The organism is Mycobacterium innocens, from assembly GCF_900566055.1.
Lineage (GTDB): Bacteria > Actinomycetota > Actinomycetes > Mycobacteriales > Mycobacteriaceae > Mycobacterium > Mycobacterium innocens.
This window is the reverse complement of record NZ_UPHQ01000035.1, coordinates 1-14,357: the sequence shown is the minus strand read 5'-3', so window position 1 is coordinate 14,357 and position 14,357 is coordinate 1. Positions and strand designations below refer to the sequence as shown.

Annotated in this window: 18 protein-coding genes and 1 pseudogene; 1 reads left to right on the top strand and 18 read right to left on the bottom strand. The window is 65.3% G+C overall.

The features are described from left to right. The 17 genes and pseudogenes from EET03_RS04135 to rpsJ form a co-directional block, all read right to left on the bottom strand. Window positions 1–405 (bottom strand): annotated as a pseudogene (locus tag EET03_RS04135) (DUF222 domain-containing protein); the annotation flags it as partial. A 181-nt stretch (window positions 406–586) separates the two neighbouring features. After that, the gene (locus tag EET03_RS04130; protein WP_063469950.1) at window positions 587–1,528 is read right to left on the bottom strand and encodes a DUF4436 domain-containing protein; all 942 of its coding nucleotides are present in this window, start codon (window positions 1,526–1,528) and stop codon (window positions 587–589) included. 96 nt (window positions 1,529–1,624) lie between these two features. After that, entirely contained in the window at window positions 1,625–2,527 is a 903-nt protein-coding gene (locus EET03_RS04125; RefSeq protein WP_075542238.1) for a DUF4436 domain-containing protein, read from the bottom strand. 95 nt (window positions 2,528–2,622) lie between these two features. Next, window positions 2,623–3,513 (bottom strand): formylglycine-generating enzyme family protein, encoded by an 891-nt coding sequence (locus tag EET03_RS04120; RefSeq protein ID WP_075542237.1) that lies wholly within the window; start codon window positions 3,511–3,513, stop codon window positions 2,623–2,625. A 4-nt stretch (window positions 3,514–3,517) separates the two neighbouring features. Then, window positions 3,518–4,183, bottom strand: coding sequence for a hypothetical protein (locus EET03_RS31135; RefSeq protein ID WP_244232230.1), 666 nt, complete (start codon window positions 4,181–4,183; stop codon window positions 3,518–3,520). Further along, on the bottom strand, window positions 4,164–6,524 hold the full coding sequence (locus EET03_RS04110; protein WP_099193968.1) for an arylsulfatase: 2,361 nt from the start codon (window positions 6,522–6,524) through the stop codon (window positions 4,164–4,166). The genes EET03_RS31135 and EET03_RS04110 overlap by 20 nt, the downstream gene beginning before the upstream one ends. A 486-nt stretch (window positions 6,525–7,010) precedes the next feature. Beyond that, window positions 7,011–7,403, bottom strand: coding sequence for a 30S ribosomal protein S17 (gene rpsQ, locus EET03_RS04105; protein WP_122508728.1), 393 nt, complete (start codon window positions 7,401–7,403; stop codon window positions 7,011–7,013). Further along, window positions 7,400–7,642, bottom strand: a complete 243-nt coding sequence (rpmC, locus tag EET03_RS04100; protein ID WP_063469944.1) for a 50S ribosomal protein L29 — start codon at window positions 7,640–7,642, stop codon at window positions 7,400–7,402. The genes rpsQ and rpmC overlap by 4 nt, the downstream gene beginning before the upstream one ends. Further along, entirely contained in the window at window positions 7,642–8,058 is a 417-nt protein-coding gene (gene rplP / locus EET03_RS04095) for a 50S ribosomal protein L16 (RefSeq protein ID WP_023370932.1), read from the bottom strand. Before rplP ends, rpmC begins: the two co-directional genes overlap by 1 nt. 7 nt (window positions 8,059–8,065) lie before the next feature. Further along, on the bottom strand, window positions 8,066–8,899 hold the full coding sequence (gene rpsC, locus EET03_RS04090) for a 30S ribosomal protein S3 (RefSeq protein ID WP_063469943.1): 834 nt from the start codon (window positions 8,897–8,899) through the stop codon (window positions 8,066–8,068). Beyond that, the gene (rplV, locus tag EET03_RS04085; RefSeq protein WP_075542234.1) at window positions 8,899–9,423 is read right to left on the bottom strand and encodes a 50S ribosomal protein L22; all 525 of its coding nucleotides are present in this window, start codon (window positions 9,421–9,423) and stop codon (window positions 8,899–8,901) included. Before rplV ends, rpsC begins: the two co-directional genes overlap by 1 nt. Next, window positions 9,420–9,701, bottom strand: coding sequence for a 30S ribosomal protein S19 (gene rpsS, locus EET03_RS04080; RefSeq protein ID WP_003892827.1), 282 nt, complete (start codon window positions 9,699–9,701; stop codon window positions 9,420–9,422). The genes rplV and rpsS overlap by 4 nt, the downstream gene beginning before the upstream one ends. Window positions 9,702–9,758: 57 nt before the next feature. Further along, window positions 9,759–10,601 carry a 50S ribosomal protein L2 gene (gene rplB, locus EET03_RS04075; protein ID WP_099193967.1) on the bottom strand — a complete coding sequence of 281 codons (843 nt, stop codon included), beginning with the start codon at window positions 10,599–10,601 and terminating at the stop codon, window positions 9,759–9,761. Between the two features lie 82 nt (window positions 10,602–10,683). Next, on the bottom strand, window positions 10,684–10,986 hold the full coding sequence (gene rplW, locus EET03_RS04070) for a 50S ribosomal protein L23 (RefSeq protein WP_063469940.1): 303 nt from the start codon (window positions 10,984–10,986) through the stop codon (window positions 10,684–10,686). Further along, window positions 10,986–11,654, bottom strand: a complete 669-nt coding sequence (gene rplD / locus EET03_RS04065) for a 50S ribosomal protein L4 (RefSeq protein WP_036413849.1) — start codon at window positions 11,652–11,654, stop codon at window positions 10,986–10,988. Before rplD ends, rplW begins: the two co-directional genes overlap by 1 nt. Further along, entirely contained in the window at window positions 11,654–12,307 is a 654-nt protein-coding gene (gene rplC, locus EET03_RS04060) for a 50S ribosomal protein L3 (RefSeq protein WP_023370920.1), read from the bottom strand. The genes rplD and rplC overlap by 1 nt, the downstream gene beginning before the upstream one ends. A gap of 14 nt (window positions 12,308–12,321) precedes the next feature. Further along, complete coding sequence (rpsJ, locus tag EET03_RS04055) at window positions 12,322–12,627, bottom strand: 30S ribosomal protein S10 (protein ID WP_003873519.1); 306 nt, start codon at window positions 12,625–12,627, stop codon at window positions 12,322–12,324. Window positions 12,628–12,911: 284 nt separating this feature from the next. Between rpsJ and EET03_RS30030 the strand changes: the two genes are divergently transcribed. Beyond that, window positions 12,912–13,076 (top strand): hypothetical protein, encoded by a 165-nt coding sequence (locus EET03_RS30030; RefSeq protein ID WP_167470579.1) that lies wholly within the window; start codon window positions 12,912–12,914, stop codon window positions 13,074–13,076. A gap of 425 nt (window positions 13,077–13,501) precedes the next feature. Here the strand turns inward: EET03_RS30030 and EET03_RS04045 are convergent, their stop codons facing one another. After that, window positions 13,502–14,104, bottom strand: coding sequence for a TetR/AcrR family transcriptional regulator (locus EET03_RS04045; RefSeq protein WP_063470048.1), 603 nt, complete (start codon window positions 14,102–14,104; stop codon window positions 13,502–13,504). Window positions 14,105–14,357: the final 253 nt, after the last annotated feature.

Below are 14,357 nucleotides of genomic sequence, written 5' to 3'. Positions count from 1 at the left end.
GTTTCGGGGGCGGGCATGCCGCCGACGGCGCGGTGCCGATCCTCGATCAACTCGGTGCGATACACCGGCGTCTGAAACGCCCGATAGTCGATATCACCGGCCCGAAACACCGCCGCGACCTGCGGCAACTGCTCACGCATCGCCCGGGCATAAGGCAACCGGCTGGCCGCCAGGCCCTGGCTGATCCGCAACGCCGCACCCACCTCGGCGGCCACCGCCTCCATGGTGTCGATCGCCCAATCCTGAGTCTCGGCACTGCGCGCCAGCCGATAGGCGAACAACTGCCCGATCCCGGTCAGCTGCGCGGCCACGGCCCGATTCTCCGCCCGCGCGGCCAGCACACATCTGCTCCACCAATACCGCCGGCTCGACCGCCGTAGCCGGGGAATCGGCTCCACCCGCGATTCGAACCTACATTCTTCATGCCACACGGGTCCGACACCCGGTACCCGCCGCCGGGCTCGGCGACACCATCAAGCCGGGGCACCTGTGCCTCGTGAACCCGCTGCGGCCCGGCCACGGCCATTTCCACGGCTGTCGAGACGGGCCGGAACCCGTTGTCCGCCGGGACCTATATCACCGTGCGCTACTCCGATTCCCGGTACCACGCCATGACGTAGACCACCATGGCCGTGGCGAGCGCTATCAGCACCCAGATCACCACGGCTTGGTCGATCCACGAACCCGCCGGCGGCGAGCCGGGAAGGATATTGCGCAGCGGCACCACGGCGAACAGCATCGCCGCATACCACGTCGAGAATGGTGGCAAAAATTTTCGCCGGCCGGTGACCATCTGGATGGCCACGAACAGGGCCAGCGTCGGCAGTGTGACCAGGACCAGACAGATTCCCAGGTCGAAGACCAGCGGCCCCTTGGCTCGCTTCAACGTGATGATCACGTTGTCCGGGCGATCCGAGGTCTGACTCGCGTCCCCGACGCGCTGGGCGCTGATGTCCCAGCCCTCCAGCGATCCGGTCACTTCGACGCGGGCGGGCTTGTACTGGCGAGTGTCGCCGGCTCCGACCAGCACATCGGCCTGGATGGTGTCGGTGGTGTAGGTGTCGAATGGCCAGTTACCGGGATCACCGTGCGCCTCGATGGTGGTGGCGACCTGCGCCGGCGATTTCCCCACCGGATACTGCAGGTCACCCAGGTCGTTGGTCGGATAAAGGCGCACCGAAGTGTCGGTGGTCAGCACGTCGAGACGCTTGTCGATCATCGAATCGTCAGGCATCACAAGAACTTTCACATCGAGGCGATTTGCCACGGTGTGCAGTTGCTCGAATCGCACCAAAACCACCGTGTCCTCGGTGGTGCCCACATCCGGCTTGGGCAATGGCCCCGGCGTGCTGGCCAGCCAGTGATAGCCGACCAGCGATAGGACGTAGACAACGGCGACACCGACGATGATCGACACATCGAGCACTAGGTGTTTGCGCCGTGACATATGCGGGCGGGCCGGCGGAGACGCCGTTGATCCGGCCGGTGCACCCGGCTCCGGCGCCGCCGGCGCGTGGTTATCGGTCATCTGCGGTCACCGCCGGAGAGACCGCTGACATATACCTGCCCCCGAACACGGAGTCAGATAGTAGCAACCGGCGTTCCCGCCGGTGACGTTTCTAGATCAGTCCGATTGCCGGCGGTAGGCGAAGATGAACAGGCTCATCGCCACGATCAATGCGATCAGCACCCATAGCGTGACGGCCTGGTCGATCCAAGAGCCGGGCGGCGGGTTGCCGGGCAGGATATTGCGCAACGGGACCACGGCGAACAGCATGGCGGCAAACCACGACACGAACGGCGCCAAGAACTTCTTCCTGCCCAACGCCATCGGGATGGACACCCACAGCCCCAACGTCGGCAGGCTGATGAGGACCAGAATGATGCCCAGGTCGAAGATCAGCGAGCCCTTGGCCCGATGCAAGGTGATGATGACGTTGTCAGGGCGACTGGTGGTCTGGCTGGATTCCCCGACGCGCTGCACGCTGACGTCCCAGCCGTCCAATGACCCGATCACCTCGACCCGGGCGGGTTCTTTCACCCGGCTCTCGCCGGTCCCGACGATCACGTCGGCAGAGATGACTCCGGTGGTGTAGGAGTCGAACGGCCAGTTGGCGGGATCGCCTTCGGCCTCGATCGCGGTGCTGACCTGCGCCGGTGTTTTACCCACCGGGTACTGCAGGTCGCCGAGATCGTTCTCTGGATACAACCGCACGGCAAGGTCTTGGGTCAACACGTCGAGGCGCTTGTCGAACTTCGAATCTTCTGGAATGACAAGCACATTCACCGTGAGACGGTTGGCCACCGTCTCCAGCTTCTCGAGCCGGACCTGCACGACGGTGTCTTCGGTGGTGCCCAGGTCCGGTTCCGGCAGCGGGGGCGCCGACGTCGCCAGCAAATGCACACCGAATAGCGATAAGGCGTAAACGACGATGACGCCGAGGACAACGGTCAAGCCGATCGCGAGGCGCATGCCGCGCGACTTGCCCGCGGCCGGAGCCGCTGGTGCCGGGGCCTGATGGGTCATCGCGAGCGACTCTTAGTGGTGAACACGGGGCAGATGCTAGTGAGCCGCACCGGCGATCAGTTGGCAACGCGCCGGGCACAGAGCCGCAACTTTCCTTAGCCTGATCCGCGTTCGGCCACACAACGGAATCCGATGTGGGTGGTCGCGGTGTCTTGCGATTGCGGCGAGCGGGCCGCCGGCCGGTACCGGTGGCAATACTCCGGCGCACACAGATGGGAGCCGCCCTTGAGCGTCTGGCTGATGGTGGGGTCGGCGGGCCCGGCAGGCGCGCAGCACGCCTTGGGAGGCTGATCGGTGCGGTGGTGCGCGGAGAACTCGGTTGCGGTCCATTCCCAGACGTTGCCGATCATGTCGACCAGCCCGAAGCCGTTGGGCGGGAAGGTGCCCACCGGCGAGGTCCCAACCCAGCCCAGTGCGCCGTCGTTGTGGTAGGGGAACTTGCCCTGCCAGGTATTGGCCATCAGCTGCCCGCTGGGCTTGGCCTCGTCGCCCCACGCATAGGTGGTCGTGGTTCCCCCGCGGGCCGCGTACTCCCACTCGGCCTCGCTCGGCAGCCGCCGTCCCGCCCACCGCGCGTAGGCGGCCGCGTCGGGATAGGCCACTTGCACGACGGGGTGGTCGGGTTTGTCGGCGATATCGCTGTCCGGGCCGAATGGATGGCGCCAGCTCGCGCCCGGCGCCCAATCCCACCACTGCCGCCAGTCGCGCAGGTCGACCGGACCTGCGGTGGGACGGAACACCATCGCGCCCGGACACAGGTCGTCGGGGTCAGCCCCCGGATAGAGCGTGGGGTCCATAGGTTGCTCCGCCACGGTCACATACCCTGTGGCAAAGACGAATTCGGCAAACTGTGCATTGGTGACCGGGTGGCGCTCGATCGCGAACGCGGGCACGGTGACGGTATGAATCGGCGCTTCTTCGGGGTAGAAGCTCGTCGACCCCATGCGGAACGACCCGCCCGGCAGCTCAACCAGTTCGGTTAACACGGCTTCAGGGTATGACGACGGCGAAGTTCTGCATCAAGGCGGATTTTGCCGAACGGAACCCGGGCACCGCCGCCGGGCCCTCCAGGTGGATGGCCACCAGGTAGTTCTTGGTGTTCGTCCAGATGTGAGCGATGCGGTCGGCGAATTCGATCGGGCCGGACGATCCCTGCAGGGTGCCGGTCAACAGCTGGCTGCTGAAGCCGCAGAACGGTACCCCGGTGACCAGGAAGTTCAGCCGCCGCATCGACCCTCCCAGGCTGGCGGTGTAGGCCAGGAAAGCGCTGTCCGGCCGCCGGTCGGTGGGGGCGATGGTCACCGTCGCCGACATGCCGTTGGGGCCGGTCAAAGTCAGCGCCGTAGCCCCGCTGCCGGGGGTCGACGTCCAACCGTCGGGCACGCTGATCGTGATCCTGGGTGCGGCCGGGTCCGAGACGCTGGCGAGCGTCGCTCGGCCCTCGCCGGTCAGCGACGGCGAACAGGCGACCGTGTCGGGCGGGATGTGCTCGGGGTGCGTCGTCACGATGCCGGGCACCGGCTCCGCCGGATCAGGATGACCGGGTGCCCCCGGCCCACCACCGCGCTCACCGCAGCCGGCCACGATGCCCGACAGGCATAGCAGCGCCACCGCGCACAGCAGTCGTGCCGAGCGGCTAGTCTCGCGAAAAGGCAAGGGCGAGTTCTTTTTCCACGTCTTGATACGGTCGTCCGGATAGGTCGATCGTCACTTGGGCAATGGTTCCGCCGGTGAACGCGAACGGCGCCTTGTAGCGGCTGGACACCGCCGAACCGCCGTTGTGTCCGACGGTGATGCCGGCACCTGCCAACCCGAATGTTCCCGGGTGGGTGGTCACATCGGCGAGCGCACCGACCTCTTGGTGGTCGAAGTACATCGTCAGGTCACCCAGCGGGGTGTGGCTGTTGGGCACGGTTCCCGTCCGCGCGTAGCGCACGCCGAGCAGGTGTCGGCCGAGCGGGATCGGGCCGACCGACGAGAGCAGCTGCTGGCGCTCACCTAGGAAGTTGTAGACATAGTGCAGGCGTCCGTCCTGGATGAACAACACGTGCCCGCCGTGCGCGCCGCCCTGCTTGAACAACACGCCTTCGGCACCGGTGGTGTCGACCGTCACGTCGGCCACGACGGCGAACGAACGGCCGCGAATTTCGGCGGCGGCCCCGATACCGACGTCAGCGCAGTCGGGATAGTAGGTGTAGGTGGATCGTTCGGTGACCAGGTAGGGCCGCGACCGCATCATGGTTTCCACGATGTTGAGATCCGACAGCGGCAGGCCGTTGTACTTGGCCGCCTCGGAATACCACAGCGCCTTGAGTTCTTCGAGCTTGTCTGGATACTCGGCAGCGAGGTCATGGCATTGGCTGCGGTCTCTTTCGATGTGGAACAGTTCCCACCGATCGGTGTCGAAATGCGACCAGCCGGCTGGTGTGGCGGCGTGGATGGTGTTGGCGAACCAGCCCTCGTGCCAGATTCCGCGGGTACCGAGCATGGCGTAGAACTGGGTGTGCTTGCCGGTGTCAGCGGCTGGATCATCAAGGGCGGCTTTGAAACTCACCCCATCCAGGGGCTTCTGGGTGATGCCCTTGACGGTGTCCGGCGGGGTCATCCCCAGCAACTCGTAAACGGTCGGGGTGACGTCGGCGACGTTGACGTAGTTGTCCCGGACTTCGCCGTGGGCCGTGATCCCGGCCGGCCAGGAGATGATGGCCGTATCGGCGATCCCGCCCTCGTGCGAGGCGTAGCGCTTGAACAGCTTGTAGGGCGTGTTGAAGGCCATCGCCCACCCGATCGGGTAATGGTTGTAGGTTTGCGGGCCACCCAGGTGGTCGAAGAGCTTCATGCTCTCTTCGACGGTGTCGATATAGCCGTTGAAGAATTTTCCTTCATTGACCGACCCGTTGGGTCCGCCCTCACCGCTGGCACCGTTGTCGGAGATCACCACGATGATGGTGTTGTCCAGCTGTCCCGATTCCTCGAGGTAGTCCAGGATCCGGCCGATCTGCGCATCGGTGTAGCTCAGGAAACCGGCGAACACCTCGGCCATCCGGCAAAACAGCTTCTTCTCTTCATCGTTGAGTGAGTCCCACGGCCGCACGGTGTCCTGCAGCGGCCATGGCTCGCCTTGCGGTCCCTTCACGTCGAGATATGGGTTGATGGGCGACAATTCGGTGTCCGGCGGCACGATCCCCATCGACTTCTGTCGCTCCAGTACGACCTCGCGATACTTCTCATAGCCCATGTCGAACTTGCCGGCATATTTGTCCGCCCACTCCTTGAAGACGTGGTGCGGTGCATGCCCGGCGCCCGGGCACAGGTAACTGAACCAGGGCTTGTCCGGCGCGATCACTTTGGCATCGCGGATGAATTGGATCGCCTTGTCCGCCAGGTCCTTCGACAGATGATAGCCGTCCTCGGGGGTGCCGGGCGGGCTGACCGGGTGGTTGTCGTACACCAGGTCGGGATACCACTGGTCAGTCTCGCCACCCATGAATCCGTAGAAGCGTTCGAATCCCCGAGACGTGGGCCAATGCCGCTTCGTCGAGGCCATGTTGGCCTCTTCGAGCGGTGTCAGGTGCCACTTGCCCACGCAATAGGTGTTGTAGCCGCGTTCGGCAAGAACCTCCGAAAGTAGGGCGGTATCTGCCGGTATCCGTCCGTTGCAGTTGGGGAAACCGTCGGTGAATTCTTCGATGGTCGCCATGCCGACGGTGGTCGCGTTGCGACCGGTCAGCAGCGACGCCCTCGTCGGCGAACACAACGCGGTGGTGTGGAATTGCGTCAGGCGCACGCCCCGCTCGGCGATGCGCGTCATGGCGGGCATCTCCACCACGCCACCGAAGCAGTCCCAGGTCGCGATGCCGGTGTCGTCCCAGACCAGATACAAGATGTTGGGTGCGTTCTCGGGCGCGGTCGGCGCCGCGTAGGGACCCCAATCCGGTTCCGAGTCACGGATGTCCAGCTCGACCTTGCCTTGAAACCCGGTTGACCCCGTTGTCACTGCAACACACCCACTTTCTGTACGCACATTTATCGGCGTCGCGTGGAGATTACCCCGAATAGAGGTGACCCGACCGCACAACGACGCGGCATTGCACAATTTGGGCGCTTGCCTGATTTTGCGGCCTGCCGCTACCTTACATTGTCAACATAGTATGACAAATTTTCGGGGGCCGGCATCGGGGTCAGCCCGGGCGCTCCGCGGCGGCAATCCGTTGTGGCGGTTGCAGAGGCTGTCGCGCCGTGATCCGGCCGCCGCACCGAACGCCCGTTCGACGTACCCCGCTCCGGATACACCTCGAACGCACCCAGCAACCAGTGCCGGTCGACTCCGGGACGTCACACCCGATGCAGTCGACCAGTTGGCAGGTCGGCCGCGGTGTCGGGCGATTCGCCTCACCACGCGCAACTGTGATGTCCGCGAAGAAGCGCCGGGTCAGGCGATGAAAATCGTCTGACCCGGCGCTCAGCAAAACCCTTTCGGTCGTTACTTGGCCTTCTCGAGGATCTCGACCAGCCGCCAGCGTTTGGTCGCCGAAAGCGGACGCGTCTCCATCAGCGAAACGCGGTCGCCGATGCCGGCGATGCTGTTCTCGTCGTGCGCCTTGACTTTCTTGGTGGTGCGAATGATCTTGCCGTACAACGGGTGCCGCACGCGGTCTTCGAGCTCGACCACGATGGTCTTCTGCATCTTGTCGCTCACCACGTAGCCGATCCGTGTCTTGCGACGGCCCCGCGACTTGGGAGCGCTCGGAGTGTGCTTGGGGCCCTTCGCGTTCGAGGGGACATCCTTGGGTGCGGCCGCTTTGGACGCTGCCTTGCGTGGGGCTTTAGCCGCCGCGGGTGCCGCCGTTGCGCCAGTCTTAGCCTCTGCCATCACGATTCCTTACCTTCGGGACCATCGGGACCGGAAGCCAGACCCAGTTCTCGTTCGCGCAGCACCGTATAGACGCGTGCGATTTCCCGACGCACCGTGCGGAGCCGGCGGATGTTGTTGAGCTGGCCGGTCGCCATCTGGAAGCGCAGGTTGAACAACTCTCCCTTGGCTTCGCGCAGCCGCTCGGTCAGTTCCTCGTCGGTGAGCTCGCGCAGTTCGCCAGGGGAAATTCCCACTGCCATCAGAACTGCTCCTCTCGCGTGATAATGCGTGCCTTGATCGGCAACTTGTGGATCGCACGGGTCAGCGCCGCCCGCGCGATCGCTTCATTGGGGTAGCTGAGCTCGAACAGCACCCGGCCCGGCTTGACGTTGGCCACCCACCACTCCGGGGAGCCCTTGCCCGAACCCATCCGGGTCTCGGCGGGCTTCTTGGTCAACGGGCGGTCCGGGAAGATGTTGATCCAGACCTTGCCGCCACGCTTGATGTGCCTGTTGATGGCGATACGGGCCGACTCGATCTGCCGGTTGGTGACATAGGCGTGCTCGAGGGCCTGGATTCCGTAGTCGCCGAAATTCACCGTCGTTCCACCGCTGGCGATGCCTCGCTGGCGGGGATGATGCTGCTTGCGGTGCTTGACCTTGCGGGGAATCAGCATGATTCATTCACTCCGTACTCTGCGCTTCAACGGCCGGCGCGGCCTCGTTGCCGGCCGTCGCGGTGCCCTCTTCGCCGCCCGCGGCGCGGCCGGCGTCGGTGCCCGTGGCCGTCGTGCCCGATGCACCGCTGCGGCGCGGACGGGTGCCCGCCGGCCGTTCGCGGCGCGGCCGTTCGGGGCCCGCGGGGACCGCGGCGGCCAATTCGCGCTTGCCGCCGACGATGTCGCCCTTGTAGATCCACACCTTCACGCCGATCCGGCCGAAGGTGGTCTTGGCCTCGTACAGGCCGTAGTCGATGTCTGCGCGCAAGGTGTGCAGGGGAACCCGGCCTTCGCGGTAGAACTCCGAGCGGCTCATCTCAGCCCCGCCAAGACGGCCCGAGCACTGCACCCTGATCCCCTTGACGTTGGGCTGACGCATCGCCGATTGGATGGCCTTGCGCATCGCGCGGCGGAAAGCCACCCGGTTGCTCAACTGTTCGGCAACGCCCTGGGCCACCAATTGAGCTTGCGACTCAGGGTTTTTCACTTCGAGGATGTTGAGCTGAACCTGCTTGCCGGTCAGCTTTTCCAGGTCCGCACGGATGCGGTCCGCCTCGGTGCCGCGGCGGCCGATGACGATGCCCGGGCGCGCGGTGTGAATGTCCACCCGGACCCGATCGCGGGTCCGCTCGATCTCCACGTCGGCGATACCCGCGCGCTCCAGGCCGCTCGACAGTAACCGGCGGATCGCGACGTCCTCCTTGACGTACTCGGCGTACTGCTTGTCGGCGTACCAGCGCGACTTCCAGTCGGTGGTGATGCCCAGCCGGAAGCCGTGCGGATTGATCTTCTGGCCCACTAGTCTGAGCCTCCCTTCGCTTCAGAAGTCTCAGATGTCTTGGCGGGCGCCTTATTGGCCGGGGAGGTGGCCGCCTTCTTGGCGCCTGAACCAGGACCCGCCTTCGCGGCGGCCTTGCTGCCCTCGGCCCGGCGCGCCCTCGACGACTTCGAAGACCGCTCGTCGGTGGCCGGCCGGCTCTCCACCACCACGGTGATGTGGCTGGTGCGCCGACGAATTCGGAACGCGCGGCCCTGCGCACGCGGACGGATGCGTTTGGCGGTCGGACCTTCGTCCGCGTAGACCGTGGCGACTACCAAGGTCGCCGGGTCCAGGCCGTGGTTGTTCTGCGCGTTGGCGGCTGCACTGGCGATCACCTTGGCCACCGGCTCACTGGCGGCCTGCGGCGCCCAGCGCAGGATGTCGAGTGCATCCGATACCGAGCGGCCCCGCACCAGATCGATGACCCGGCGCGCCTTTCTCGCTGATACCCGCACAAACCGTGCCTTGGCGACGGCCGACGGATATTCGGTAGTGGTAGTCATCGCCGCTTACTCTTCCGGTCGTCCTTGATGTGCCCCTTGAAGGTGCGCGTCGGTGCGAATTCACCGAGCTTGTGACCCACCATCGCCTCGGTGACGAACACCGGGACATGCTTGCGGCCGTCGTGCACCGCGAAGGTGTGGCCGATGAAGTCGGGGATGATGGTCGAACGCCGTGACCAGGTCTTGATGACCTGCTTGGTGTTCTTCTCGTTCTGTACGTCGACCTTCTTGAGCAGATGGTCGTCGACGAACGGGCCCTTCTTCAGGCTGCGTGGCATAGTTGGCTACTCCTGAAACTTCCTGGGTCTAATTTGCCCGCGCGCATCGTCGCCAGGCTAGCGGCCATGCTTCTTGCCGGTGCGCCGGCGGCGGACGATGAGTTTGTTACTTTGCTTGTTCCGATGGCGGGTGCGCCCTTCCTTCTTGCCCCAGGGGCTGACCGGGTGACGGCCACCGGAGGTCTTACCCTCGCCACCACCGTGCGGGTGGTCGACCGGGTTCATCACCACGCCACGGACCGACGGGCGCTTGCCCTTCCATCGCATCCGACCGGCCTTGCCCCAGTTGATGTTCGCTTGCTCGGCGTTGCCCACCTCGCCGACCGTCGCGCGGCAGCGGACGTCGACCCGGCGGATCTCGCCGCTGGGCATACGCAGCGACGCGTAACTGGCTTCCTTGCCGAGCAACTGGATGCTCGACCCGGCCGAGCGCGCAAGCTTGGCCCCGCCGCCGGGCCGCAACTCCACGGCGTGGACCAAGGTGCCGGCCGGGATGTTGCGCAGCGGCAGGTTGTTACCAGGCTTGATGTCGGCGTTGGGACCCGATTCCACCACGTCGCCCTGCGAAAGCCCGTTGGGCGCAATGATGTAGCGCTTTTCGCCGTCGAGATAATGCAGTAGTGCGATCCGTGCGGTGCGGTTCGGGTCGTACTCGATGTGCGCGACCTTGGCGTTGACCCCGTCCTTGTCGTTACGACGGAAGTCGATGAGCCGGTAGGCGCGCTTGTGACCGCCGCCCTTGTGGCGCGTGGTGATCCGGCCGTGCGCGTTGCGGCCGCCGTGGCCATGCAACGGACGCACCAGTGACTTCTCCGGCGTGGACCGGGTGATCTCGGCGAAATCCGACACACTGGCGCCGCGGCGGCCCGGCGTCGTCGGCTTGTACTTGCGAATTGCCATGTCTAATCAGGTCTTTCTCTCGCGCGCGGCTGGCAGTATTGCCCAGCTCCTCCTCATCGCTTCGCTCTGCATCGTCGCCGGGCTAGGCCGGTGCTCCGAACAGGTCAATTTGCTTGCTGCCCGGCGCCAGGGTCACGATGGCGCGCTTGGTGTCCTTGCGCCTGCCGTATCCGGTCCGGGTGCGCTTGCGCTTACCCGGCCGGTTCGCGGTGTTCACCGATGCGACCTTGACCGAGAAGATCTTCTCGATAGCGATCTTGATCTGCGTTTTGTTCGAATCGGGATGCACCACAAACGTGTAGACGTTGTCGTCGAGCAACCCGTAGGACTTCTCCGAGATCACCGGGGCCAGGATGATGTCGCGGGGGTCGGCGATGGTCGCCATCAGGCCGAAACCTCCTCGGGAGTATTGGCGGCTGTGTTAGCGGCTATGTAGGCGTTGAGCGCCGCCACGCTGAAAACCACGTCGTCGGCGCGCAGCACGTCGTAGGTGTTGAGTTGGTCGGGCGACAGGACGTGCACACCGGGCAGGTTGCGGACGCTCTTGGCCGCCGTCTCGTCGTCGCGCCCGATGACCACCAGCAGCTGCTTGCGGTCGGTCAGCGTGGCCAGAAATGTCTTGGCGCTCTTGGTGGATGGGGTTTGGCCGGCGACCAACTCGGTGACGGCGTGGATGCGCCCGTTGCGCGCCCGGTCCGACAACGCGCCCCGCAACGCGGCGGCGATCATCTTCTTTGGGGTGCGCTGGCTGTAGTCACGGGGCTTGGGACCGTGCACCACGCCGCCGCCGGTGAACTGCGGGGCCCGCGTCGATCCCTGCCGGGCGCGACCGGTGCCCTTCTGCCGGTACGGCTTACGACCACCGCCACTGACGTCGCCGCGCGTCTTCGTCGAGTGCGTGCCCTGGCGGGCCGCCGCACGCTGCGCGGTGACCACCTGGTGCATCAGCGCGATGTTGGCCGGTACGTCGAACAACTCGGCCGGCAGCTCGATGGAGCCCTCGACCTTGCCGGCCGGCGTCTTGACGTCAATCTTGAGGGTGGTGGCAGCCATTACTTTTCACCTCGTTTGATCGCGCTGCGGACCATCACGAGTCCGCCGGTGCGGCCGGGAACCGCGCCCTTGATCAACAGCACGCCATTTTCGGCATCGACCTTGTGCACCAACAGGTTCTGCACGGTTACCCGGTCATTGCCCATCCGGCCGGCCATCCGGGTGCCCTTGAACACCCGTGCCGGGGTGGCGCAACCGCCGATGGAGCCGGGACGCCGATGCACCGCCTGGGCACCGTGGGCGGCTCCCTGACCGCGGAAGCCGTGCCGCTTCATGGTGCCGGCAAAGCCTTTGCCCTTGGAGGTGCCGGTCACGTCCACGTAGCTGCCGTCGGCGAAGATCTCGGCCGTCAGCTCCTGGCCGACCTCGTATTCGGCCACCGCGTCCGGGTCGTCCAGGCGCAGCTCGGCCAGGTGCCGCCGCGGATTGACGCCCGCGGCGGTGTACTGACCGGTCAGCGGCTTGGTGACCTTGCGTGGACTGATTTCGCCGTAGGCCAGCTGCACGGCGCTGTAGCCGTCGCGCTCCGGGGTGCGGATGCGCGTCACGACGTTCGGCCCCGCCTTGACCACTGTCACCGGTACGACTCTGTTGTTCTCGTCGAATACCTGCGTCATGCCCAGCTTGGTTCCGAGAATGCCCTTTCGTGCCATTGCTCTGCAGACTCCTACTGGATATTGACGTCGACGCTGGCCGGAAGATCGATGCGCATGAGTGCGTCAACCGTCTTCGGGGTCGGGTCGAGAATGTCGATCAACCGCTTGTGGGTGCGCATCTCGAAGTGCTCCCGCGAGTCCTTGTACTTATGCGGGGAGCGGATGACGCAGTACACGTTCTTCTCGGTCGGCAGCGGCACCGGACCTACGACGCTGGCACCCGTGCGGACGACGGTCTCGACGATCTTGCGCGCCGAAGCGTCGATAGCCTCATGGTCGTAGGCCTTGAGCCTGATGCGGATCTTCTGTCCCGCCACGCTTCTCCTACCTCACTCCAATACTTCAGGCCCGGGTCCGGACCTGGTGCCGCCAGCGCGCCGATCGACCCGGCCGATCCCGGGTCGAACTAGCGTGCGCCGGATACTGCGCCGCTGTTTACCTGTCGTGGTCCACCGACCCCCGCGGTCGGGCGTGTCGCCCGCACGCAGCCTTGTAGGCGCCGAAATCGGTCGCGCTCCAAGGATGTGGCCGGACGCGCCCGTGTGGGCGCCGGTCGTGTGCCTGGCCAGGCGCAAACCTGGCGCAAGGCAACCTGAACAGTATGCCCCAGATCACCGCTTCGGCCAAATCCCGGGTCATCGACATCGGTGGGCCGCCAGCGGTGTCTGCCGGGTGGTCCACGATCATCGCCGGCAGCGACCCTACCAGGGCTTTTGGCTTGTTCCACCCAGACGCCGGCGGCTACGCGTACGCTCTCACCCCGTGATCGGGCCGGATTTGGGGAACCTGACGCCGCGCAACCGATGGTCGACTGGATCAACGGTGCCCCGCCGGCCGAATTAGCCGCCGAACTGATGGCAGCCTTCGGTCCACACGTGCCCGGGAGTGCACCGTCGCTGGGGTTGTCGGAGTTCAGTGACTGGATGTTCCGCGGCTTCCCGAGGCGCCGAGGCCTCATTGTGCCGGCTAGACCGGTGCTCGAGCCGATGCTGGAAGCCATTCAGCTGTTGGAGCATTCCGAACTGATTCTCGTGCGCTGGATCATCAATAACGAGTCCATGCGGAGCGCTACCCGCCTGGCTTGGCCGCACTGGCCGAAGGCAAGGCCGCGGTCAGGCAGCGGATCAAGGATCGGACCGGCCGGTAACGCAGCTCAAATCCGTTGAGCGGGATGCAGATTCGTCCGTTGACTCATGCCGATTCGATGTTGGTGGCAGCCACCGCTCCGCCTCGCCGGCGCTGGACGTACAGAAAGCCGTCGACTGCTGCCCGCGCGCATTCCCGATAGTCGAAGTCCGGCAGGGTGCTCAAGCGTCCCAGCACCAGTGGGCCGATCAGCAGGGCGATCGCGCGGGACCGATCGATCTCACCCAATTCGGCTGCCTCCGGGCTGTCGAAAATCGCGTCGAATGGCGCCGCATACTGCTGGGCGATTCGTTCGCGCAAGGTGGCAAGCGCCGTGCTGTCACCGCTATGGGCGTGCCGCGCTTCCGGCAGTTGTTCAAGATCGCCGCCCAGCGCGACCCAGGCCATCGCAGTCAGCATGCCCGGCGCTTCGGCAATCAGCTCGGCCTGAGCCTGTAACAACGCGATGAGCCGGTCCCGCAGCGAACCTTCCGAAGGCGGCATGGGCGCCGGCGGTATCAGGCTGTTGAACGTCGCGGCCAGCAGGTCGTTACCACTGGAGAAGTGGCGGTACAACGTGGCTCTGGCAACGTTGGCGCCACGAGTGACCGCCTCCACGGTCACCGCCTTCGGCCCGCCGGAACGCAGCAGCGCAGCGGCGGCTTCCAGTAACCGAGCCCGAGACCGCTCCGGGCGGGGATCAACGCTACTGCCGGCGATCTGCACTACCTCCGTTTAAGAACGAGACTATCCGTCTATATGCAAGACCGTTAGTCTCGGCAAGTACTCGCCGCCGAAAGATGACATGTGATGGGGACCCCCTCAGCTCAGACGCTCGTTGAGTTTGCGTCAGAGTTTTTTCGGGAGCTTGAGGAGGTCCCACTGATGACGATGGTAGGCGGGTTTGACGTGCACCGGAAGC

Coding starts and splice junctions, on each gene's coding strand:
- rpmC (WP_063469944.1), bottom strand. CDS start 7,642: ATGGCAGTGGGAATTTCCCCTGGCGAACTGCGCGAGCTCACCGACGAG.
- EET03_RS04130 (WP_063469950.1), bottom strand. CDS start 1,528: ATGACCGATAACCACGCGCCGGCGGCGCCGGAGCCGGGTGCACCGGCC.
- rplV (WP_075542234.1), bottom strand. CDS start 9,423: ATGACTACCACTACCGAATATCCGTCGGCCGTCGCCAAGGCACGGTTT.
- rplB (WP_099193967.1), bottom strand. CDS start 10,601: ATGGCAATTCGCAAGTACAAGCCGACGACGCCGGGCCGCCGCGGCGCC.
- rplC (WP_023370920.1), bottom strand. CDS start 12,307: ATGGCACGAAAGGGCATTCTCGGAACCAAGCTGGGCATGACGCAGGTA.
- EET03_RS30030 (WP_167470579.1), top strand. CDS start 12,912: ATGCCCCAGATCACCGCTTCGGCCAAATCCCGGGTCATCGACATCGGT.
- rplW (WP_063469940.1), bottom strand. CDS start 10,986: ATGGCGACCATCGCCGACCCCCGCGACATCATCCTGGCCCCGGTGATC.
- rpsS (WP_003892827.1), bottom strand. CDS start 9,701: ATGCCACGCAGCCTGAAGAAGGGCCCGTTCGTCGACGACCATCTGCTC.
- rplP (WP_023370932.1), bottom strand. CDS start 8,058: ATGCTGATTCCCCGCAAGGTCAAGCACCGCAAGCAGCATCATCCCCGC.
- rplD (WP_036413849.1), bottom strand. CDS start 11,654: ATGGCTGCCACCACCCTCAAGATTGACGTCAAGACGCCGGCCGGCAAG.
- EET03_RS04125 (WP_075542238.1), bottom strand. CDS start 2,527: ATGACCCATCAGGCCCCGGCACCAGCGGCTCCGGCCGCGGGCAAGTCG.